Genomic DNA, 21877 nt, shown 5'->3' on the forward strand with positions numbered 1-21877 from the left:
AAAGAGAAGGAATCACATGTACACCCCCACCTTCCAGTCCGCTGGCAACCTCCCGTCCAGCCGCTACGTGCTCCCGCAGTTCGAGGAGCGCACGGCCTACGGCTTCAAGCGTCAGGACCCGTACAACAAGCTGTTCGAAGACCGCGTGATCTTCCTCGGCGTGCAGGTCGACGACGCGTCCGCCGACGACGTGATGGCGCAGCTCCTCGTCCTGGAGAGTCAGGACTCCGAGCGCGACATCACGATGTACATCAACTCTCCCGGCGGATCCTTCACCGCGATGACGGCGATCTACGACACGATGCAGTACGTCGCGCCGCAGATCCAGACCGTCGTGCTCGGACAGGCGGCGTCTGCCGCATCCGTGCTGCTCGCGGCAGGAGCCCCCGGCAAGCGTCTGGCTCTGCCGAACGCTCGTGTGCTGATCCACCAGCCGGCGATGGGCGAGGCGGGCCACGGGCAGGCGTCCGACATCGAGATCCAGGCGGCGGAGATCCTCCGCATGCGGACCTGGCTCGAGGAGACCATGGCTCACCACACCAACCGCACCGCCGAGCAGGTCAACCGCGACATCGACCGCGACAACATCCTCTCCGCCGAGCAGGCGAAGGAGTACGGCATCGTCGACCAGGTGCTCACGACGCGCAAGCGCGTCTAAGCTCCGCTCCACTCCGCTGAAGGACGCCGGTCATCAGACCGGCGTCCTTTTGCGCATCCTCTCGCGCACCGGGTGCTCATATGAGCAAACGGGTGCACGAACGCAGATGACCCTCTATCCTGGTGAAGGAAGGAGGATGCCGTGGAAGAAGAGCTGGTCATGGTTCGCGTCGCCGAGCTGTACTACGACGAGGACAAGACTCAGGACGAAATCGGCGCCCTTCTCAAGATCTCCCGCTGGAAGGTCGGCCGCCTGCTCACGCAGGCTCGCGAGCGCGGCATCGTCCGCATCGAGATCGTGCATCCGCGCGCGCGTCGGCTGGGCCTCGAGCGCCAGCTGGTGGAGAAGCACGGCCTCGCCGCCGCCATCGTCGTGCCGGCGCCCGAAGGCGATGAGGGCACGCTCGAACGCGTCGCCCAGGCCGCAGCGGACTATCTCACTGCGATGCGTCCCGTGCCCCGCACGCTCGGGGTCAGCTGGGGCCGGACGCTCCGCGCGGTCGCCGAGGCGCTGCCCGACGGCTGGGCCACGGGAGTGACGGTCGTGCAGCTGAACGGAGGAGTGAGCCTCAACCGCCGTTCCGGTGGTGCGGCCGGTCTCGCGGTCACGATCGCCCAGCGGGCATCGGGACACGTGTCGCTGCTGCCAAGCCCGGCGATCCTGGAACGCGTCGAGACCAAGCAGGCGATCGAAGCCGATCGCACGGTCGCCGCAGTGCTTGAGGAGGCTGCGGAGGCGCAGGCCTTCCTCTTCACCGCAGGGCCCTGCGACGCGACATCGGCGCACGTCGAGAACGGCTACCTGACGGCATCCGATGTCGAGGAGCTGGCGCGCCGCGGAGCGGTCGGCGACGTCCTCGGCCGCTACATCGACGCCGACGGCAACATCGTCGACCCCCAGCTCGACGCCCGCACGGTGGGTGTCGAGCTCGACAGGCTCCGCGCCGCCACGAGGGCGGTCTTCGTCGCCACGGGTGCGGCGAAGCATGACATCGCGCGCACGGTCGTCACCAGCGGCCTGTGCAGCGTGATCGTGACAGATGAGAACACAGCCAGAGCATTGTTGGAGGAACAGTGACGACCAAAGAACTCAGCCGCCGATCGGCGGTGGACGTGCTGGGCGGTGAGCCCGACGACGCGACGCTCCGGCGCTTCCTGCACGGACTCCCCGGTGTGGATGCGGTGGGCCTGGAACAGCGAGCGGCCGGACTCGGCACGCGATCGATCAAGACGACGTCGAAGGCCTGGGCGCTCGACACGATCATCACGCTGATCGACCTCACCACCCTGGAGGGCGCAGACACGCCAGGCAAGGTGCGCTCCCTCGTCGCGAAGGCGAAGAATCCGGATGCGGCAGACCCGACCACGCCGCGCGTCGCCGCGGTGTGCGTGTACGGCGACATGGTCGGCGACGCGGTCACCGCTCTCGGCGACCTGCACGGCGACCCCGACGACGGCCGCATCTCGGTCGCGGCGGTGGCCACGGCGTTCCCCAGCGGGCGGTCATCCCTCGCCATCAAGCTCGCAGACACGGCGGAGGCCGTCGCCGCGGGCGCCGATGAGATCGACATGGTGATCGACCGCGGGGCGTTCCTGTCGGGTCGCTACGGTCTGGTGTTCGACCAGATCGCCCAGGTGAAGGAGGCCTGCCGTCGCGAGGACGGCAGCTATGCCTCGCTCAAGGTGATCCTGGAGACCGGCGAGCTCAACACCTACGACAACATCAAGCGCGCCTCCTGGCTCGGCATCCTCGCGGGCGGCGACTTCATCAAGACCTCCACCGGCAAGGTGCAGCCCGCTGCGACACTGCCGACCACGCTGCTCATGCTGGAGACCGTGCGCGACTGGCACCGCGGCACCGGCGAGAAGATCGGCGTCAAGCCGGCCGGCGGCATCCGCTCGTCGAAGGACGCGGTGAAGTACCTGGTGACCGTCGCCGAGACCGTCGGAGAGGAATGGCTGCAGCCGCACCTGTTCCGTTTCGGCGCATCGAGCCTCCTCAACGACGTGCTGCTGCAGCGCCAGAAGCTCGCCTCCGGCCACTACTCCGGCCCCGACTACGTCACGATCGACTGAGTGGAACCGAACATGTCATTTCTGGAATACGCCCCCGCGCCGGAGTCGAAGGCCGTCCTGAACCTCAGGGACAGCTACGGCCTGTTCATCGACGGCGAGATCGTCGACGGATCGGGGAAGAGCTTCACGACCATCTCGCCGTCGGATGAGACCCGCATCGCGGAGATCGCCACCGCGAGCGACGAGGACGTCGACCGTGCCGTCGCCGCCGCACGTCGCGCCTACGACCGGACCTGGTCGAAGATGAGCGGTCGGGACCGCGGCAAGTACCTGTTCCGCATCGCACGTCTGGTGCAGGAGCGCGCCCGCGAGCTCGCGGTCGCCGAGAGCCTCGACAACGGCAAGCCGATCAAGGAGAGCCGCGATGTCGACGTTCCTCTCGTCGCATCCTGGTTCTTCTACTACGCCGGCTGGGCAGACAAGCTCGACTACGCCGGGCTCGGCGCCAACCCGCGCGCGCTCGGCGTCGCAGGCCAGGTCATCCCGTGGAACTTCCCGCTGCTCATGCTCGCGTGGAAGCTCGCCCCTGCGCTGGCTGCGGGGAACACCGTCGTGCTCAAGCCCGCCGAGACCACGCCCCTCACTGCGCTGATCTTCGCGGAGATCCTGCAGCAGGCTGACCTCCCCGCCGGTGTGGTGAACATCATCACCGGAGCCGGTGCGACCGGCGCGGCGCTCGTCCGCCACCCCGACGTCGACAAGGTCGCGTTCACCGGCTCCACCGGAGTCGGTCGCGACATCGCCAAGGCCGTCGCGGGAACCGGCAAGAAGCTCACGCTCGAACTCGGCGGCAAGGCGGCGAACATCGTGTTCGACGATGCGCCGATCGACCAGGCCGTCGAGGGCATCGTCAACGGGATCTTCTTCAACCAGGGGCACGTCTGCTGCGCGGGCAGCCGGCTGCTCGTGCAGGAGTCGATCCACGACGAGGTCGTCGACAGGCTCAAGAACCGCCTGTCGACGCTGCGCCTGGGCGACCCGCTCGACAAGAACACCGACATCGGCGCGATCAACTCCGCCGCTCAGCTGGCCCGCATCCGCGAGCTCAGCGACATCGGAGAGGCCGAGGGCGCCGAGCGCTGGACCGCGGACTGCGTGATCCCCGAGAAGGGCTTCTGGTTCGCTCCCACGATCTTCACCGGCGTCGAGGCGTCGCACCGGATCGCCCGCGACGAGGTGTTCGGACCAGTGCTCTCGGTGCTCACCTTCCGCACCCCGGCGGAGGCGATCGCCAAGGCCAACAACACCCCCTACGGTCTGTCCGCGGGAATCTGGTCGGACAAGGGGTCGCGGATCCTCGCCGTCGCCGACCGTCTGCGCGCCGGCGTGATCTGGGCCAACACCTTCAACCGCTTCGACCCGTCCAGCCCGTTCGGCGGCTACAAGGAGTCCGGATACGGCCGCGAAGGCGGACGTCAGGGTCTGACCGCCTACCTCCAGGGAGCAGCATCATGAGCAAGCGACTCACCGTGCCCAAGACCTACAAGCTCGCTATCGGCGGAGCGTTCCCGCGGAGCGAGTCCGGGCGCACCTACGAGGTGCTCTCCGCGAAGGGGGCGTTCCTCGCGAACGCGGCCAAGGGGTCGCGCAAGGACGCTCGGGATGCCGTCGTCGCCGCGCGCGCCGCGGTGAAGAGCTGGTCCGGTGCGACCGCCTACAACCGCGGTCAGGTGCTCTACCGTGTCGCGGAGGTCCTGGAGGGACGCCGTGCGCAGTTCGTCGACGAGATCGTCGCCCAGGAGGGCGTGTCCGCCGCCGTCGCGGGTGCACAGGTCGACGAAGCCATCGACCTCTGGGTCTGGTACGCGGGGTGGTGCGACAAGTACGCGCAGGTCGCAGGCAACGCGAACCCGGTCGCCGGCCCGTACTTCAACATCTCGGTGCCGGAGCCGACCGGCGTCGTCGCGATCGTCGCGCCGCAGGACTCCGCTCTTCTCGGCCTGGTGTCGGTCGTCGCGCCGGCGCTCGTCGCGGGAAACACGGTCGTCGTGATCGCCAGCGAACGGCATCCGCTCTCCGCGATCAGCCTGGCCGAGGTCCTCGCGACCAGCGACGTGCCAGGGGGCGTCGTGAACGTCCTCACCGGTTCGCCGGCCGAGATCGCGCCGTGGCTCGCATCCCACCAGGATGTAAACGCACTCGACCTCGCCGGAGCCGGTGACCTGGACTGGGTCGACCTGCAGATCGCCGCGGCCGAGACCCTCAAGCGGGTTCTCACCCCCGGCGCCGTCTCGGCCTCTCCCGAGCGCATCGGGGCCTTCACCGAGGTGAAGACCGTCTGGCACACGAAGAGCATGGTCTGACCCGCCGAAGCGCTTCGCCGACGCCCCAGCTGACCGTCCACGCCCCACCGGGCCGACGTCGGTCAGGTGGGGCGTCGTCGTTCAGCGGGAGGCGTCGATGCGTGCCGGAGACAATCGTGACCGCGCCAATGCGTCCCGGTGTCCGGTGCAGAGGTTAGGCTCGGATGACGATCTCGGCATCCTGAGGAGGACGCGCATGGCCCGTATCGGTGAAAGCGCTGACCTGTTCAAGTGCTCGTTCTGCGGAAAGAGCCAGAAGCAGGTGCAGCAGCTCATCGCTGGCCCCGGTGTGTACATCTGCGACGAGTGCGTCGAGCTGTGCAACGAGATCATCGAGGAGCGGATGGCGGAGTCCGCCGCCACAGGAACCGCCGACTTCGATCTGCCCAAGCCGCGCGAGATCTTCTCCTTCCTCGAGGAGTACGTCGTCGGGCAGGAGCCCGCGAAGAAGGCCCTCGCCGTCGCGGTCTACAACCACTACAAGCGCATCCGCGCGCACGGCACGCTTCAGACCGCTGAGCAGAAGGCCGAGAGCGTCGAGATCGCCAAGAGCAACATCCTGCTCATCGGCCCGACCGGCTGCGGCAAGACCTATCTCGCGCAGACGCTCGCGAAGCGCCTCAACGTCCCCTTCGCCGTCGCCGATGCGACGGCGCTGACCGAGGCAGGGTACGTCGGAGAAGACGTCGAGAACATCCTGCTCAAGCTCATCCAGGCGGCGGACTACGACGTCAAGCGCGCAGAGACCGGCATCATCTACATCGACGAGGTCGACAAGATCGCCCGCAAGGCCGAGAACCCGTCGATCACGCGCGACGTCTCCGGTGAGGGCGTGCAGCAGGCCCTGCTGAAGATCATCGAGGGCACGGTCGCATCGGTGCCGCCGCAGGGCGGTCGCAAGCACCCGCACCAGGAGTTCCTGCAGATCGACACCTCGAACGTGCTGTTCATCGTCGCCGGCGCCTTCGCAGGCCTGGAGGACATCGTCTCGGCGCGCGTCGGCAAGCACGGCATCGGCTTCGGCGCTCCGCTGCACGACAAGGGCAAGGATCTCGATCTGTTCAGCGAGGTCCTGCCCGAGGACCTGCACAAGTTCGGCCTCATCCCCGAGTTCATCGGCCGTCTTCCCGTCGTGACCTCGGTGTCGCCGCTCGACCAGAGCGCGCTGATCGACATCCTCACCGGTCCGCGCAACGCGCTGGTCAAGCAGTACCAGCGCATGTTCGAGATCGACGGGGTGCAGCTCGAGTTCGAGGAGGACGCGCTCCGCTCGATCGCCGACCTCGCCGTCGAACGCAAGACCGGTGCTCGTGGTCTCCGTGCCATCCTCGAAGACGTGCTCGGACCGATCATGTTCGAGATCCCCTCGGCCGAAGACGTCGCCAAGGTCATTGTGACCCGCGCTGCCGTCGACGAGGGCGCCCCGCCCACCATCGTGATGGAGCGCAAGCGCAAGAGCGCATGAGCGTCGAGGCGGTCTCGCCTCGACGGGAGCGTTCGTGCCCTCTCGTCGTGCTCGTCAGGCGACGGGCAGGATGAGATCCGTGCGCAAGGCGTCCGTCGCCGTGGACGGGTCGGAGACGTACACCTCGATCCAGATGCCCCTCGAATCGAGTCCCTCAGCGCGGGCTCGGTCGGACAGGCCCATCCAGCCGGCGCCGAGCTCGTCGTACGACCCCAGGACGGTCGTCGCGGCCGCCGGACCCGCCGGGAGAGCGGATGCCGTGACCTCGAGACCGTTCACGAGGATGGGCTGCTCGGGTGCGAGAACGACAGGGAAGCCGAGCTCGAGGTCGAACACGCGCATCGGGTCGCCGTAGTACACGGCCACCGCGGGGCCCGCCGGCACCAGGGCACCCGAGGCGAACAACGACCCCAGTGCCGAGTAGCCCGCGTCGAACACGTCGCGGAGATCCGCGATCGTGATGCCCTCGTGGCGGATCACCGCCAGCGCCACGGCATCCAGCTCGATGCGGTCGATCAGGCCGAACGGGGTCTCGGGGAACGCACTCATGCGGTCAGTCTTCCAGCCCTCGCCGCTTCAGCAAAGGGGCGATCTCGGCATCGCGACCGCGGAAGTCACGGTACGCCTCCAGGGGATCCTTCGATCCGCCGACGCCGAGGAGTCGGTTGCGGAAGCGGTCGCCGTTCTCCCGTGTGAGACCGCCGTTCTCGCGGAACCAGTCGACCGTGTCGGCGTCGAGCACCTCACTCCAGATGTACGAGTAGTAGCCGGCGCTGTATCCGCCGGAGAACACGTGCGCGAAGTACGTCGACGAGTAGCGCGTGGGGACCACCGGGTCGTTCAGGCCGATGTCGGCGAGGGCCGCCGCCTCGAACGCGGCCACGTCGTCGACGTCGGCATCCGCACCCACCCGATGCCACGCCTGATCCAGCCAGGCGGCGGCGAGGTACTCGCTGGTGGCGTGTCCCTGGTCGAAGGTCTCCGTGGCGCGGAGCCGGTCGACGATCGCCGGGTCGAGGGGCTCGCCGGTCTCGTGGTGCCGTGCGTAGTTGTCGAGGACCTCCGGCCAGAGGATCCACATCTCGTTGACCTGGCTGGGGAACTCGACGAAGTCGCGGTACACGTTGGTCCCGGAGAAATGGGGGTAGGTCACGACGGCGAACAGCCCGTGCAGCGCATGCCCGAACTCGTGGAACAGCGTCGTCACCTCATCGAGCGTCAGCAGAGTCGGCTCGCCGTCTCCCGGCTCCGGCACGTTGAGATTGTTGACGACCACCGGGGCGGTGCCGCGCAGACGCGACTGGCTGACAATGGGGTTCATCCACGCTCCACCGCGCTTCGAGTCGCGCGTGTAGAGGTCGAGGACGTACAGCCCGAGCGCGCTACCGTCGGCGTTGAAGACCTCGAACACCCGCGCACCGGGGTGGTACGCCGTCAGATCGGGCCGCTCCTGGAACGTCACCCCGTACAGCCGCGTGGCGGCGAAGAACACCCCGTCCTGCAGGACCCGCTCCGCCTCGAACCACGGACGAAGCGCGCTGGTGTCGATGTCGTAGGTCGCCGCCCGCACCCGCTCGGTGTAGAACGCCCAGTCGTGCGCCTCGATCTCGAACGGCTCCGGCTCGGTCCCGTCGACGATGGCCTGCAGCGCCGCTCGCTCCGCGCGAGCATTGCGGGCCGACGGCGCAGCGAGCGCGCGCAGCATCCGTTCGACGGCGTCGGGGGTCTTCGCCGTCTCGTCCGCGGTGACGTACGCGGCGTGGGACTCGTACCCGAGCAGTGCGGCGCGTTCGGCACGGAGACGCACGATCTCGCGCAGCACGGGGCGGTTGTCGTCGGCGTTGTCGCGCGATGCCCGGCTGCGCGACGCGTCCATGATGCGGCGGCGTGCGTCGCGATCGCGCAGCTGTGCGAGGTACGGATGTCCGGTGAAGAGGGGGAGGGATACGAGGAGCTTCCCGTCGAGGCCGCGGCTCTGGGCAGCCCGTGCGGCGGCGGAGAGCTCTCCGGCGCTGAGCCCGTCGAGTTCGGACGCGGAGTCGAAGACCACCGCGAGGTCGTTCGTGTCGTTGAGGAGGTTGCGCTCGAACGTGTTGCTCAGGGTGGACAGCTGCTGATTGAGGAGCGTGAGATGCGCCTTTGCCTCGTCGTCGAGCGCCGCCCCGGCGTGCGTCATCTCGCGGAACCGCCGTTCGACCAGATAGCCCTGCTCCGCGTCCAGGTCGAGGGAGTCCCGCTGCTCGTGCACGAGCCTGACGCGCCAGTACAGGGCGCCGTCGAGGGTGATGGCGTCGGTGTGCGCGGCCATCAGCGGAGCGAGCTGTTCGTCGACGGCCTGGATCTCGGGCGTCGCATCCGCTGAGCTCACCGTGTAGAACGCGTGGGCGACCCTGTCGAGGAGCTCCCCGGAGCGCTCCAGCGCCTCGATCGTGTTCTCGAACGTCGGCATGGATCTGACCATCGTGATGCGCGCGACCTCGCCCAGCTGCTTGGCGAACGCCGCCCGGAACGCGGGCAGATAGTGCTCTGGCCTGATGCGGGCGTAGTCGGGGAGGCCGTAGGGGAGCGAAGACGGCTGCAGCAGCGGGTTGGAGGCGTCGGTCATTCCTTGAGCCTAGCCATGACCCGTTCGAGCGCCTCCACGACGATCCGCACCGAGCGCCGGCGCAGGTTCTCCGGACGTGCGAGCACGTCGATGAGCCGATGCGTGCTCACTCCGAGGAGAGGGAGTCGCACGATGTCCCGGTCGTCGACGCTGCGCGACGTGTAGCGCGGCAGCATCCCCAGCACGTCGCCGGCGGCGACGACCGCGGAGACCGCGCCGTAGTCGTTGATGCGATGCCTGATCTCGAGCGCGCGCCCCGCGACGGCGGAGACGGCCCGCAGCACGTCATCGGGGGAGTAGCCGATGCGGCTGGTCACCCACGGCTGCCCCACGACGTCGTCTGGGGTCAGGGAGTCGAGGGCGGCGAGGGGGTGGGCTGCCGCGACCGCGACGTCGAGGGGCTCGCTGACGAGCGTGAGGCTGCGGATGCCGGCTTTCGGCCAGGGCTCGGAGTGCTCCATGCGGTGAGCGAGCACGAGGTCGTAGCGCGCCGTGAGCGCGGGGAAGTCACTCTGAGCGACATCCTCATCGGTGAGCTGCACCGTCGGGGCGGCGTCGCTCTCGGACAGCTCGCGCACGAGGGATCCGAACAGCGCCTGCCCAGCGCTGTGGAATCCGCTGATGGTGACGACGCTTGTCGGCTCGCTCTCGAACTCGTCCAACGCGCTGCGCGCAGCGGCCATCGCGTCGATCGCCTCCGTGCCGGCCGCCGCGAGAACCTCTCCGGCCGGAGTGAGGGCGAGACGTCGGCCGTCTCTGCGAGTCAGCGGGGTGCGGACTCCCCGCTGCAGGGCGGAGAGGTGCTGGGATACGGCGGACGGTGTGACGTTCAAGGCCTCGGCCACGGCGGTGACGCTGCCGAGGGCTCCGAGTTCGCGCAGGATCTGCAGCTGGTGGAGTTCCATCACATCAGTTTAGCTTTTACTACATAGACTTTGCAGGAATCGGCGATTGCTCTACAACGTCGTGTGCGGTGTGATCGAAGCATGAAGGCTTTGTTCAAGGCAGAACGCGCAGCAGGACTCGAGCTGGTGGAGCGCCCCGATCCGGTGGCCGCGGCGGACGAGGTCGTCATCCGTGTGCTCCGCACCGGCATCTGCGGAACCGACCTGCACATCCGCCGCTGGGACGACTGGGCCGCGTCCGCGATCGACGCGCCGCTGATCCCTGGCCACGAGTTCTACGGCGAGGTCGTGGAGGTCGGTCCGCTCGTGCGCGACATCGCCGTCGGCGACCGCGTCTCCGGCGAGGGGCACATCGTGTGCGGAACCTGCCGCAACTGCCGCGCCGGCCGTCGGCAGATGTGCATCCGCACGATCGGCCTCGGACTCCAGCGCGACGGCGCCTTCGCCGAGTATCTCTCCCTGCCGGCGACGAACGTCTGGGTGCACCACTCCGACGTGACGCCGGAGCTCGGGGCGATCTTCGATCCGCTCGGCAACGCGGTGCACACCGCCCTCACCTTCCCCCTCATCGGAGAGGACGTCCTCGTCACGGGATGCGGCCCGATCGGGCTGATGGCGATCGCCGTGGCACGCCATGCGGGCGCACGCTTCATCGTCGCCACGGATGTCAGCGCTCCTCGCCTCGCGATGGCGCGGCAGATGGGCGCCGACGAGGTGGTCGACGTGTCGAGGAGCGACATCCGCGACGCGCAGCGGGCGCTCGCGATGCGGGAGGGGTTCGACGTCGGCTTCGAGATGAGCGGCGCGGCCACTGCGCTGCCCGCGATGATCGACAACATGAACCACGGCGGCCGCATCGCGATGCTCGGTCTGCCGAGCGCCGGCTACGACATCGACTGGGGCAAGCTCGTCACCCACATGCTCACGATCAAGGGCATCTACGGTCGCGAGATGTTCGAGACGTGGAACGCGATGGGTGCGATGCTGCAGAGCAGCGCGACCCTGCGCGAGTCGATCGGCCGCGTGATCGCGGAGGTGCTCCCTGCGCGTGACTGGGAGAAGGCTTTCGCCGCCGCGGAGTCGGCGGGAACGGGGAAGATCATCCTCGACTGGACGCAGCTGTAGAGCGAAGGAGTTTGCGATGTACGGGACATTCCAGAACCATGTGACGGCAGAGCTCAGCGGGATCGAAGAGGCGGGGCTCACCAAGCACGAGCGCGGCATCCGCGGGCCGCAGAGCGCCGAGATCGTCGCCGACGGTGCAGAGGTGCTGAACTTCTGCGCGAACAACTACCTGGGTCTCGCCGACGACGCCCGCATCCTCGACGCCGCCAAGGGCGCGCTGGACGAGTGGGGGTACGGACTGGCGAGCGTGCGCTTCATCTGCGGCACGCAGGAGCAGCATCTCGAACTCGAACGTCGTCTCGCCGGATTCCTCGGCACCGACGACGCCATCCTCTACTCCTCCTGCTTCGATGCGAACGGGGGAGTGTTCGAGACGCTGTTCGGCGCCGAGGATGCGATCATCTCGGACGAGCTCAACCACGCATCGATCATCGACGGCATCCGCCTCTCGAAGGCCCGCCGCCTGCGCTATCGCAACCGCGACATGGCCGACCTCGAGGAGCAGCTGAAGGCGGCAGCCGACGCGCGCTTCCGCGTCGTCGTCACGGACGGCGTCTTCTCGATGGACGGCTACATCGCTCCGCTGGCGGAGATCTGCGACCTCGCGGAGCGCTACGACGCCCTCGTCTTCGTCGACGACTCCCATGCCGTCGGCTTCGTGGGCGAGAACGGACGCGGCACCCCTGAACTGTGCGGCGTCGCGGACAGAGTGGACATCTACACCGGCACGTTCGGCAAGGCGCTGGGCGGCGCGTCAGGGGGCTACGTCGCCTCGCACGCCGACATCGTCGCCCTGCTGCGTCAGCGCTCGCGCCCCTACCTCTTCTCGAACACCCTCGCGCCGGCGATCGTCGCGGGAACCCTCACGGCGCTCGACCTCGTCGAGGGGTCCGCCGATCTCCGTGCTCGGCTTCGGGAGAACGCCGCGCTGTTCCGCGAGCGGATGAGCGCAGAGGGTTTCGAACTGCTGCCGGGGGAGCACCCCATCGTGCCGGTGATGTTCGGGGATGCCGCGCTGACCGCCCGCGTCGCGAAGGAGATGCAGGCCAGGGGCGTCTACGTCACGGCGTTCAGCTTCCCTGTCGTCCCGCGGGGTCTTGCGCGGATCCGCGTGCAGCTCTCTGCTGCGCACACGCCGCAGCAGATCGAGCGCTGCGTGGCCGCATTCGTGGCGGCGCGGGCCGCCGTGAGCTGACCTCGACGAACTTGCAAAGAAAAGCTTGCAAAGAAGTCTTTGCAAGGGTATCTTTGCATGCATGACGAACCCCTCGAAGTCCCGCAGCCTCGACCCCGGTGCGCTGAAGGCGCTCGCTCATCCGCTGCGCGTGCGGATCTTCGACCTCCTCAGCGAGAGGGGCCCGCAGACGGCGAGCTCCCTCGCGGCTCTCGTCGGCGAGACGTCCGGTTCGATGAGCTATCACCTGCGGGCGCTGGCCGCGCACGACCTGATCCAGGAGGTCGAGGGGCGTGGCACGGCGCGTGAGCGCTGGTGGGAGAGGCCCAAGGGGCGCATCGATCTGCCGGGTCCCGACGACTCGATGACGCCGTCGAACCGCGCCTCCGCGCAGATCGTCACGGCCGAGTTCTTCCGCCTGCGTCACGAGGCGCTGATGGCGTACCTGAACCGCAACGAGTCCGCAATCCCGGAGGAATGGCGCGACGTCGGGATCATCATGACGACGTACCTCGACCTGACGGCGGCGCAGATGGAGGAGGTCAAGGCCGAGCTCAGCGCCGTCGTCGATCAGGTCGTCGACCGCTACCGCGGCCAGTCCGGCCCCGACGTCCGGCGCGTGACCCTGCGCGCTGAGCTCTTCGACCTGCCCACGACCACCAGTACGGAGGAATCATGACCAGCGCCGCTCTCCACCTCACCGCGCCGACGCAGGCCGAGCGCCGCCTCCTGCATCTGGCGGAGCACCTCACGGCCTACGTCGAACGCCGCATCGCCGCCAGGGCCGAGCGCCGGGAGATCGCGCTCGACCTGCTCCGCGAGCAGCAGGCCCGGAGACAGGATCCCCGGGCCGTCGAGCACCTCCTCGCCCAGGTCGGTCTTCCTCGGAGGTGAGGGCACCGCATCGCCGAGAGACACGAAACGCTTCACCCGATGTCAGACATCAGGTGAAGCGTTTCGTCTCGTCGCTGCGCTTCTCGCTCGACGACCGGGCAGTCGCGAGCGGAGGTCAGTCCTCGAAAGGGCGCGCCACGATGTCGCCGGACGCCGTCTGCAGCACTTCCCAGCCGGCGTCGAGCTCGGCGATCGCGCGGCCCTCGAGCCACGTGAGCGTCCAGTGGCCGTTCATACCGCGCGATTCGACCTCGGCGATGGCGGGGCGCAGCGCGGCGGGCACCGACGCCGGCGGCTCCGAACCCGTGGCCCACCGCGTGCCGAGCTGCATCACACGGCCTCGACGGGAGCGAGCTCGATCGCGGTGACCGCGAACTCGTCGCCAACGGCGAGCCCGAGCTCCGCGATGCGACCCACGGCCGACAGATCGGCGGCAGCGGCCTGAAGCGCCTCGTACTTCTCGGCCGGGGCGGTGATCATGGCGCTCGCGACGGGGGTCTTCTGCGACGCCTTCGCCTCGGTCTTCGCACGACGGATGCTGATCAGGGCCTCGCTGGCCACCGACAGCACCGCGGCGTCTCCCTCGATGCCCAGCGGCTCGGGCCAGGATGCCGTGTGCACGGAGCCCTCCTCGAACCAGGACCACACCTCTTCTGTCGCGAAGGAGAGGATCGGCGCGAGCAGTCGCAGCAGCGTCGACAGAGCGAGGCGCAGCGCGAGGGCCGCGGACGCCTGACCCACGTCGTTCTGGTTGTACGCGCGCTCCTTGACGAGCTCGAGGTAGTCGTCGCAGAAGGTCCAGAAGAAGGCCTCGGTGACTTCGAGGGCCTTGGCCTGGTCGTAGTTCTCGTAGGCCCTCGTCGCCTCGGCGATGACGCCGTCGAGCGCCGTCAGCATGGATGCGTCCAGCGCGTGCGTGACCTGCGCGCCCTCTGGCACGGGGAACGAGAGCACGAACTTCGCCGCGTTCAGCACCTTGATGGCGAGTCGGCGGCCGATCTTCACCTGCGTCGGGTTCTGCGGGTCGAAGGCGGCGTCCATGCCCAGTCGGCTCGACGCGGACCAGTAGCGCACGGCATCCGATCCGTGCGTGTCGAGGATGTCGGCGGGCGTGACCACGTTGCCCTTGGACTTCGACATCTTCTTGCGGTCGGGGTCGACGATGAAGCCGCTGATCGCGGCGTTGCGCCACGGCGAGCGGCCGTCTTCGAGGGTCGAGCGCAGCATGGTCGAGAACAGCCAGGTGCGGATGATGTCCTGACCCTGCGGGCGCAGGTCGAACGGCGCGGTGAGCTCCCAGAGCTCCTCGTCGCGCTGCCAGCCGCCGGCGAGCTGCGGGGTGAGCGAGGACGTCGCCCAGGTGTCGAGGATGTCGGCCTCGGCGTCGAAACCACCGGGCACGCCGCGCTGCTCTGCGGTGTACCCCGCCGGCACGTCGGTGGTCGGGTCGATCGGAAGAGCGGAGTGGTCGGGCGTGAGCACGCGGTCGTAATCGCGGTCACCGTTCTCGTCGAGCGCGTACCACAGCGGGATCGGCACGCCGAAGAAGCGCTGGCGGGACACGAGCCAGTCGCCCGTGAGACCGCCGACCCAGTTCTCGTAGCGCACGCGCATGAAGTCCGGGTGCCAGGCGAGCTCGGCGCCGTGGCCGATGAGCGCATCGCGCAGCTCGGCGTCACGGGCGCCGTTGCGGATGTACCACTGCCGGGTCGACACGATCTCGAGGGGGCGGTCGCCCTTCTCGAAGAACTTCACCGCGTGGTTGAAGGGCTTGCCGACCGCGGTCATCGCGCCGGTCTCCTGCAGCTTCTCCACGATGGCCTTGCGCGCGGAGAACACGGTCTTGCCCGCGAGCTCCTCGGCGTACCACTGCTGCGCCGCCGCATCCGCCACCGAGGAGGGGGCGTCGGGGAGGAATCGGCCGTCGAGGCCGATGGTCGTCATGTTCGGCAGGTGATCGCCCGACACGGTGCGCAGCTCGCGCCACCACACGATGTCCGTCACGTCGCCGAAGGTGCAGACCATGGCCGCGCCGGTGCCCTTGTCGGCGAGCGCGAGGTGGTGGCCGTGGATCTCGATCTCGGCGCCGAAGAACGGCGTGGTCACCTTCGTGCCGATCAGGTGCTTGTGCGGTCCCTCCGGGTGCGTCACGATCGCGATGCACGCGGGGAGGAGCTCGGGGCGCGTGGTCTCGATGGTGATCGAGCCGGAGCCGTCGGAGAACGGGAAGTCGATGGTGTGGTACGCGGCCTGCTGGTCGCGGTCCTCGAGCTCGGCCTGCGCGATCGCCGAGCGGAAGTCGATGTCCCACAGCGTCGGCGCGAGGGCCTGGTAGGCCTCGCCGCGCTCGATGTTGCGCAGGAAGGCGAGCTGGCTCTGCCGGATCGTATCGTCGGAGATCGTCCGGTAGGTCTGGGTCCAGTCGACGCTGAGGCCGAGCTGGCGGAACAGCGCCTCGAAGTGCTTCTCGTCCTCGACCGTCAGCCGCTCGCACAGCTCGATGAAGTTGCGGCGGCTGATCGGCAGCTGGTCGGCAGCGCGCGAGGACTTGTTGTCTCCGCCCTCGAACGGCGGGGTGAAGTCGGGGTCGTAGGGGAGTGAGGGATCGCAGCGCACCCCGTAGTAGTTCTGCACCCGACGCTCGGTGGGGAGGCCGTTGTCGTCCCAGCCCATGGGGTAGAAGACGGTCTTGCCGCGCATGCGCTCGAACCGCGCCTTGATGTCGGTGTGCGTGTAGGAGAACACGTGCCCGATGTGCAGGGAGCCGGATGCCGTCGGCGGCGGGGTGTCGATCGAGTAGACGCCGTCACGCCCGGTCTGCGCGGCGCGGATGCGGTCGAACAGGTAGGTGCCCTGCTCCGCCCATGCGTCGTTCCACTTCGCTTCGAGACCTTCGAGTGCGGGCTTGTCGGGAATAGCGGACATGGGAGGTCTCCTCGAGCGATGTATGCGGCACTGTGTGAGCGTGCCTGAGTGTGGATTGTGCCTCCAGTGTACCGACCGCATAACAAGGGGGTCGTACATCGACCCCGTCCAAGAATCCGCCGTAGAATCGAAGCATCCCGATCCGTTCTTCCTGAGGAATCGCCATGCCCGCACGCTCCCTGCGTCGCCTCCTGCCCGCCGTGGCACTCGCGGCCGCCTCCGCCCTGGTTCTCAGTGCCTGCACCTCCGCCGGCAGCGGCGACGCCTCTGACGAGATCGTGTGGTCCATCGAAGGAGCCAACCTCTCGGCGGGGCACATGGACCCGCAGGTGAGCCAGCTCGACGTCTCCGGCATGGTGCAGCGCGCCGTGCTCGACTCGCTGGTGTTCCAGGAGGATGACGGCAGCTTCACCCCGTGGCTCGCGACGAAGTGGGAGGTGTCGCCCGACAGCACGGAGTACACCTTCACGCTGCGAGACGACGTCACCTTCACCGACGGAGAGAAGTTCGACGCCGCGGCCGTCAAAGCCAACTTCGACCGCATCGTCGACCCGGCGACGAAGTCCGCGCAGGCCGCGAGCATGCTCGGCGCCGACTACTACAAGGGCACCGAGGTCGTCGACGACCACACCGTGAAGGTGTCCTTCACCCAGCCCTACGCTCCCTTCCTCCAGGCGGCGAGCACTCCTCAGCTCGGGTTCTACTCGCCGAAGGTGCTGAAGGAGTCCGCCGACAAGCTCAAGGCGGGCGGTCCGGGGATCACTGTCGGAACCGGGCCCTTCGAGCTCACCGAGTACACGCCCGATCAGGAGATCGTCTACACCCGCAACGACGATTACGCCTGGGGACCGCACGACGCCACGGCGCCGAAGGTCGAGACCCTGCGCGTCGAGATCCAGCCCGAGGCGTCGGTCCGCGCCGGAGTCGTGAAGAGCGGCGAGTCCGACATCGCCAGCAACATGCCGCCGAACCTGGTGAAGGAACTGGGCGATGGCGTCACCGTGGACTCGGTCGAGTACCCTGGTCTGCCGTACTCGCTGTACCTGAACGAGAAGTACGGCGTGTTCGCCGACGAGAAGGTGCGCCAGGCGTTCTCGCGGGGCATCGACATCGACTCCGCCGTCGAGGAGATCTTCTTCGGCCAGTTCCCGCGGGCGTGGAGCATCCTCGGCTCGACGACGCCCGGGTACGACGCATCGCTCGAGGGCACCTGGCCCTACGACGAGGATGCGGCGAACGCCCTGCTCGACGAGGCCGGCTGGACGGAGCGCGACGCCGACGGCATCCGCATGAAGGACGGCACGCGCCTCTCCGTGCGCTGGATCGCCTGGACCCCGATCCCCGATGACCGAGCAGCGCTCGCGAACGCCATCCAGTCCGACCTCAAGAAGATCGGCTTCGAGGTCGTCCGGGAGACGCTCGAACCGGGCAAGTACAACGAGCAGTACGGTCCGAAGACCTTCGACCTCACGGACTGGGACTTCTCCGGAGTCGACCCGGACTTCCTGCGCAACCACCTGCACACGGACGGCTTCCAGAACGCCTCGCAGGTCTCCGACCCCGCCCTCGACGCGCTCCTCGAAGAGGCGGTCGCGACGAGCGACCAGAAGAAGCGCGACGAGCTCTACACCCAGGTGCAGCAGTGGAACGCCCAGCATGTCGCCATCGTCCCGCTTTACAGCCCCTCGGCGATCACCGCGGTGGGCGAGCGGGTCAAGGGCCTCGACTACGACCTGTACGGGCGGCCGCTGTTCTACGATGTGAGCGTCGGCTGACGCCCCTCCGCCGCCGAGGGAACGAGACGAGCGCCGTCCCGAGCGAACGGAGCGAGTCGAGGTGACGAGACGGGTGAAGGCCGTGCTGCTCCGCATCGCCGGGATCGTCGCCTCGGCCGCCGCCGTGCTCTGGGGCGCCGCCACGCTGGCCTTCCTCGCCTTCCGGGTGATCCCCGGAGATCCGGTCTCGGTCATGCTCGGCCCGCAGGCCCAGGTGAGCGAGGCCGTCAAGGACTCGATCCGCACCGAACTCGGGCTGGATCGACCGCCGCTGGAGCAGTACGCGGGCTTCATCGGGAGGCTGGCCCGCGGCGATCTGGGCGAGTCGTATCAGCTGCGTCTGCCGGTGACCGAGGTCATCGGCAGACAGCTCGGTGCGACGGTCCAGTTGGCGGCACTCGCGCTGCTGATCGCGATCGTGCTCGCGCTCGCCGTGTCGTTCCTCGTACGCGGGCGGGCCGCTCGCGCCGTCGCGGCCGGAATCGAGCTCGTGGTGCTGTCGTCGCCGGTGTTCTGGATCGGCCTCGTGCTGCTGAGCGTGTTCGCTTTCGGACTGGGGTGGTTCCCGGTCTCCGGCACGCGCAATCCCGCCACGATCGTGCTGCCCGCCGTCACCCTCGCCCTGCCCGTGGCCGCCCTGCTCAGCCAGGTGCTGCGCGACGGGCTCGTGCAGGCGGAGCGGATGCCGTTCGCCGAGACGGTGCGCGCGCGGGGAGCGAGTCCGCTCCGGTTCACCGCACGGCACGGGCTGCGTCACGGCGCCGCCGGCGCGATCACCCTGGCCGCCTACCTCACCGGCTCCGTGCTGGGCGGGGCGGTGCTCGTGGAGACGGTGTTCGCCCGCCCGGGCCTCGGTCGCGTCACCCTCGCGGCGATCAGCGATCGCGATCTCCCCGTCATCACGGGGATCATCCTGCTCAGCGCCGTGGTGTTCGTGATCGTGAACGTGGTGGTCGAGCTGATCCATCCGCTCATCGACCCGCGTCTGCGCTCCCGATCGGCGGGTGTCCGATGAGGCGCGTTCTGCTGTGGACGGCCGTCGCCATCCTGGCCGTCATCGCGTTCGCGGCGCTGCTGCCCGACGTCCTCGCGACGCACGATCCGCTCCAGACCGACGTGCGCTCCGCGCTGCTGCCTCCGAGCGCCGAGCACCTCTTCGGCACCGACCAGAGCGGGCGGGACGTGTACTCGCGGGTCGTGCATGGAGCCGGGCGGTCCGTGGGCATCGGGCTGCTCGCCACCGGCATCGCCCTGGTCGTCGGTCTCGCGATCGGCTCTCTCGCCGGCGTCTCGCCCCGTGGTCTCGATGTCGCGCTCATGCGGGTGAACGACGTGCTGATGGCCTTCCCGGAGTTCCTCGTCGCGCTCGTCGTGATCGCCGTGCTCGGGCCGGGACCCGTGAACATCGCGATCGCGGTGACGCTCGCCGCTGTTCCCGTCTACGTCCGACTGGCACGGGTGCAGACCCGCACGCTGCGCCTCGCCGAGCACGTCGAGGCGGCGCGGATCCTCGGCGTCCCTCGCTTCTCGGCGTTCCTGCGGCACGTGGCGCCGGGGGTGCTCGGTTCGCTGAGCGTCCTCGCCACGATCGGCATCGGATCCAGCATCCTCGCCGCCGCAGGGCTCAGCTTCCTCGGGCTCGGCCCTGCCGAGCCGACCCCGGAGTGGGGTCTCATGCTCTCGGGAGGACGCAACGTGCTCGGACAGGCCTGGTGGATCTCGGTGTTCCCCGGGGCGGCCATCACCCTGACCGTCGTCGCTGCGACCGTCGTCGGTCGCATGCTCCGAGCGCGCGCCGACGGGGTGAGGTCATGACGGCCGCGCTGGAGGTGCAGGGGCTGCGCATCGGCTTCGGCGGGCCGGCGGTCGTCGACGGCGTGTCGTTCTCGGTGGCACCGGGGGAGTGCGTCGCGATCGTCGGGGAATCCGGTGCGGGCAAATCCCTCACGGCGCGGGCGCTGCTCGGGCTGAGCGCTGGGCGCGTGCACGTCGATCGCCTGCTGATCGACGGCGAGGATGCCGCGGGCCTCGGCGAGCGCGCATGGCGACGGCTCAGGGGCGCGCGCATCGCGCTGGTGTCCCAGGATGCGCTGGTGTCGCTCGACCCGCTGCAGAGGATCGGCAGCGAGGTCGCCGAGCCGCTGCGCATCCACGGGCTCGACGCGGGACCCGAGCGCGTGCAGGAGCAGCTGCGCCGAGTGTGGATGCCCGATCCGGAGCGCCGCGCGCGCCAGTACTCGCATGAGCTCTCCGGGGGGCTCCGCCAGAGGGCGCTGATCGCCTCCGCCCTCGCGGCCGGGCCCGCCGTGCTCGTTGCGGACGAGCCCACCACGGCGCTGGACGCCACCGTCCAGGCGCGCATCCTCGCACTGCTGAGGGAGATCGCCGACGCCGGCACCGCTGTGCTGTTCATCAGCCACGACTTCGCGGCGGTCCGCAGACTGGCGGATCGGGTGCTGGTCATGCGCGGGGGCATCGTCGTCGAGGAGGGGAACACGGCGGACGTGCTGGAGAACCCTCGGCACGACTACACGCGCGAGCTGATCGCCGCGACCCGTCACACGCCGAGAGAGACGGAAGAGGGAGACCCGACCCCTGTGCTCGTGGGCAGCGGGGTCGCGAAGAGCTTCGGCGGCGTGCCGGCGGTGGTCGATGCGGACTTCGCCGTGCCGGAGGGGCGCACACTCGGCGTGGTGGGGGAGTCGGGATCGGGCAAGACGACGCTCGCTCGCATGATCGTCGGCGTGGAGACTCCGGATGCCGGGGAGCTGCGCTGGCAGGGGACCCATCGGGTGCAGCTCGTGCATCAGAATCCGCTCGGCGCCTTCGACCCCCGCTGGACGATCGGACGATCGCTGCGGGAGGCGCTCGCCGCTGGCGGGGTGCCCCGTGCGCAGCGCGCGGCGAAGACGGCGGCCCTCATGGCGGAGGTCGACCTCGATCCGGGGCTCGCAGACCGGCGCCCCATCGCGCTGTCCGGCGGTCAGCGACAGCGGGCGGCGATCGCCCGCGCGCTCGCCGCCGAGCCGGACGTGCTGGTGCTCGACGAGCCGGTCTCCGCCCTCGACCCCTCGGTCCGGGAGCGCGTGCTGCAGCTGCTGGTGCGGCTGCAGCGGACGCGCGGGCTGACCATGATCTTCGTCTCGCACGATCTCGACGTCGTCGGGGCGGTCTGCGACACGGTGCTGGTGATGCAGGACGGACGGATCGTGGAGCAGGGTCGCGTGTCTGAGGTCTTCGCGGCCCCGCGGCACCCGTTCACGAGGGAGCTGCTGGCGGCGAGCGGTCAGTCCTTGACCTGAATGCCGATGCTCGCGGCGAGGACGGGTGCGAGCTGCTGCACCTGGAAGCCGGAGAGCGTCGTGCCGCGCAGGCTGTTCGCGTCGAGGTAGCTCAGCGCGTCGAGGCCGCGGAGATCGACGTCGACGGCCCGCATCCCCCGTGGGTCGACCTCGTCGCTGGACGTACCGCGGAAGCGCACCCTCGTGAGCTCGGACTGGGGGAGATCGACCGTGCGGATGCTGCAGTCGACGACATCGACGTCGACCGCCTTCGCGCCACCGAGGTTCAGGTAGTCCACGCGGAGGTCGCGGAGCTCGAGCTCGTCGATCCTGGCGTCGCTGAGATCGAGGGTGCCGATTCGTCCGCCGGCGATCCGCAGGCGACGGACGCTCGCACCCCGCATGCGGAGGGAGGCGATGCGGACTCCGGTCATCTCGACGTCGAGGAGCGTGGCTCCGGTGAGATCGACGGCATCCGCGTCGGCGACAACGACGCACTGCTCGAGCGACGCGTACGCGAGATCTGCCGGTCCGTCGAGGTCGAGACGCGCTGCCACGAGGTCGGCGCTGCGCGCGGGGGCGGCGTCGACGTACTCACGAGGAAGGTCGGGGGGAGAGACGCGAGGAGCGGCGGGGGAATCGGACGAACGTGCCATGGTTCGAGGGTAGGGGGTGCCTCCGACGCTCAGTGA

General features: G+C 68.9%; 20 protein-coding genes. 14 read left to right on the forward strand and 6 right to left on the reverse strand.

Going from position 1 to position 21877, the window contains the following annotated elements; translation table 11 throughout:
- Positions 1-16: 16 nt before the first annotated feature.
- From CQ047_RS09105 to clpX, 6 genes are all read left to right on the forward strand, one after another.
- On the forward strand, positions 17-658 hold the full coding sequence (locus CQ047_RS09105) for an ATP-dependent Clp protease proteolytic subunit (RefSeq protein WP_105674433.1): 642 nt from the start codon (positions 17-19) through the stop codon (positions 656-658).
- Positions 659-799: 141 nt separating this feature from the next.
- Positions 800-1735 carry a sugar-binding transcriptional regulator gene (locus tag CQ047_RS09110; RefSeq protein WP_105674435.1) on the forward strand — a complete coding sequence of 312 codons (936 nt, stop codon included), beginning with the start codon at positions 800-802 and terminating at the stop codon, positions 1733-1735.
- Entirely contained in the window at positions 1732-2733 is a 1002-nt protein-coding gene (gene deoC, locus CQ047_RS09115; RefSeq protein WP_105674438.1) for a deoxyribose-phosphate aldolase, read from the forward strand. Before CQ047_RS09110 ends, deoC begins: the two co-directional genes overlap by 4 nt.
- Positions 2734-2745: 12 nt before the next feature.
- Positions 2746-4188, forward strand: coding sequence for an aldehyde dehydrogenase family protein (locus CQ047_RS09120; protein WP_105674548.1), 1443 nt, complete (start codon positions 2746-2748; stop codon positions 4186-4188).
- Complete coding sequence (locus CQ047_RS09125; protein ID WP_105674440.1) at positions 4185-5036, forward strand: aldehyde dehydrogenase family protein; 852 nt, start codon at positions 4185-4187, stop codon at positions 5034-5036. Before CQ047_RS09120 ends, CQ047_RS09125 begins: the two co-directional genes overlap by 4 nt.
- A 196-nt stretch (positions 5037-5232) precedes the next feature.
- Positions 5233-6501 carry an ATP-dependent Clp protease ATP-binding subunit ClpX gene (clpX, locus tag CQ047_RS09130; RefSeq protein ID WP_105674442.1) on the forward strand — a complete coding sequence of 423 codons (1269 nt, stop codon included), beginning with the start codon at positions 5233-5235 and terminating at the stop codon, positions 6499-6501.
- A 54-nt stretch (positions 6502-6555) separates the two neighbouring features.
- On the opposite strand, the gene CQ047_RS09135 is transcribed toward clpX, so the two are convergent.
- The 3 genes from CQ047_RS09135 to CQ047_RS09145 are packed head-to-tail and all read right to left on the reverse strand — an operon-like array spanning position 6556 to position 10011.
- On the reverse strand, positions 6556-7050 hold the full coding sequence (locus tag CQ047_RS09135) for a GyrI-like domain-containing protein (protein WP_105674444.1): 495 nt from the start codon (positions 7048-7050) through the stop codon (positions 6556-6558).
- Between the two features lie 4 nt (positions 7051-7054).
- Complete coding sequence (locus tag CQ047_RS09140; protein WP_105674446.1) at positions 7055-9106, reverse strand: M3 family metallopeptidase; 2052 nt, start codon at positions 9104-9106, stop codon at positions 7055-7057.
- Positions 9103-10011 (reverse strand): LysR family transcriptional regulator, encoded by a 909-nt coding sequence (locus CQ047_RS09145; protein ID WP_105674448.1) that lies wholly within the window; start codon positions 10009-10011, stop codon positions 9103-9105. Before CQ047_RS09145 ends, CQ047_RS09140 begins: the two co-directional genes overlap by 4 nt.
- Before the next feature lie 81 nt (positions 10012-10092).
- On the opposite strand from CQ047_RS09145, the gene tdh reads away from it, so the two are divergent.
- The 4 genes from tdh to CQ047_RS09165 all read left to right on the forward strand — a co-directional run bounded on the left by tdh (position 10093) and on the right by CQ047_RS09165 (position 13204).
- On the forward strand, positions 10093-11136 hold the full coding sequence (tdh, locus tag CQ047_RS09150; RefSeq protein ID WP_105674450.1) for an L-threonine 3-dehydrogenase: 1044 nt from the start codon (positions 10093-10095) through the stop codon (positions 11134-11136).
- 16 nt (positions 11137-11152) lie between these two features.
- On the forward strand, positions 11153-12331 hold the full coding sequence (locus tag CQ047_RS09155) for a glycine C-acetyltransferase (RefSeq protein WP_105674451.1): 1179 nt from the start codon (positions 11153-11155) through the stop codon (positions 12329-12331).
- A 61-nt stretch (positions 12332-12392) separates the two neighbouring features.
- Positions 12393-12989, forward strand: coding sequence for a transcriptional regulator (locus CQ047_RS09160; RefSeq protein WP_105674453.1), 597 nt, complete (start codon positions 12393-12395; stop codon positions 12987-12989).
- Positions 12986-13204 (forward strand): hypothetical protein, encoded by a 219-nt coding sequence (locus tag CQ047_RS09165; protein WP_105674455.1) that lies wholly within the window; start codon positions 12986-12988, stop codon positions 13202-13204. Before CQ047_RS09160 ends, CQ047_RS09165 begins: the two co-directional genes overlap by 4 nt.
- A gap of 115 nt (positions 13205-13319) precedes the next feature.
- Here the strand turns inward: CQ047_RS09165 and CQ047_RS09170 are convergent, their stop codons facing one another.
- A complete protein-coding gene (locus CQ047_RS09170) occupies positions 13320-13535 on the reverse strand; it encodes a hypothetical protein (RefSeq protein ID WP_105674550.1) in 216 nt (71 codons plus the stop codon).
- A complete protein-coding gene (gene valS, locus CQ047_RS09175; protein ID WP_105674457.1) occupies positions 13535-16129 on the reverse strand; it encodes a valine--tRNA ligase in 2595 nt (864 codons plus the stop codon). The genes CQ047_RS09170 and valS overlap by 1 nt, the downstream gene beginning before the upstream one ends.
- Before the next feature lie 164 nt (positions 16130-16293).
- Between valS and CQ047_RS09180 the strand changes: the two genes are divergently transcribed.
- The 4 genes from CQ047_RS09180 to CQ047_RS09195 all read left to right on the forward strand — a co-directional run bounded on the left by CQ047_RS09180 (position 16294) and on the right by CQ047_RS09195 (position 21206).
- Positions 16294-17904 carry an ABC transporter substrate-binding protein gene (locus tag CQ047_RS09180; protein ID WP_105674459.1) on the forward strand — a complete coding sequence of 537 codons (1611 nt, stop codon included), beginning with the start codon at positions 16294-16296 and terminating at the stop codon, positions 17902-17904.
- Positions 17905-17965: 61 nt separating this feature from the next.
- Complete coding sequence (locus tag CQ047_RS09185) at positions 17966-18919, forward strand: ABC transporter permease (protein ID WP_105674461.1); 954 nt, start codon at positions 17966-17968, stop codon at positions 18917-18919.
- Positions 18916-19719 carry an ABC transporter permease gene (locus CQ047_RS09190; protein WP_105674463.1) on the forward strand — a complete coding sequence of 268 codons (804 nt, stop codon included), beginning with the start codon at positions 18916-18918 and terminating at the stop codon, positions 19717-19719. The genes CQ047_RS09185 and CQ047_RS09190 overlap by 4 nt, the downstream gene beginning before the upstream one ends.
- Positions 19716-21206 (forward strand): ABC transporter ATP-binding protein, encoded by a 1491-nt coding sequence (locus CQ047_RS09195; RefSeq protein ID WP_105674465.1) that lies wholly within the window; start codon positions 19716-19718, stop codon positions 21204-21206. Before CQ047_RS09190 ends, CQ047_RS09195 begins: the two co-directional genes overlap by 4 nt.
- On the opposite strand, the gene CQ047_RS09200 is transcribed toward CQ047_RS09195, so the two are convergent.
- Complete coding sequence (locus CQ047_RS09200) at positions 21191-21841, reverse strand: pentapeptide repeat-containing protein (protein ID WP_105674552.1); 651 nt, start codon at positions 21839-21841, stop codon at positions 21191-21193. The two genes, CQ047_RS09195 and CQ047_RS09200, sit on opposite strands and share 16 nt — an antisense overlap.
- Positions 21842-21877 lie beyond the last annotated feature (36 nt).

This window comes from Microbacterium sp. MYb72 (assembly GCF_002979415.1).
Taxonomy (GTDB): Bacteria; Actinomycetota; Actinomycetes; order Actinomycetales; family Microbacteriaceae; genus Microbacterium; species Microbacterium natoriense.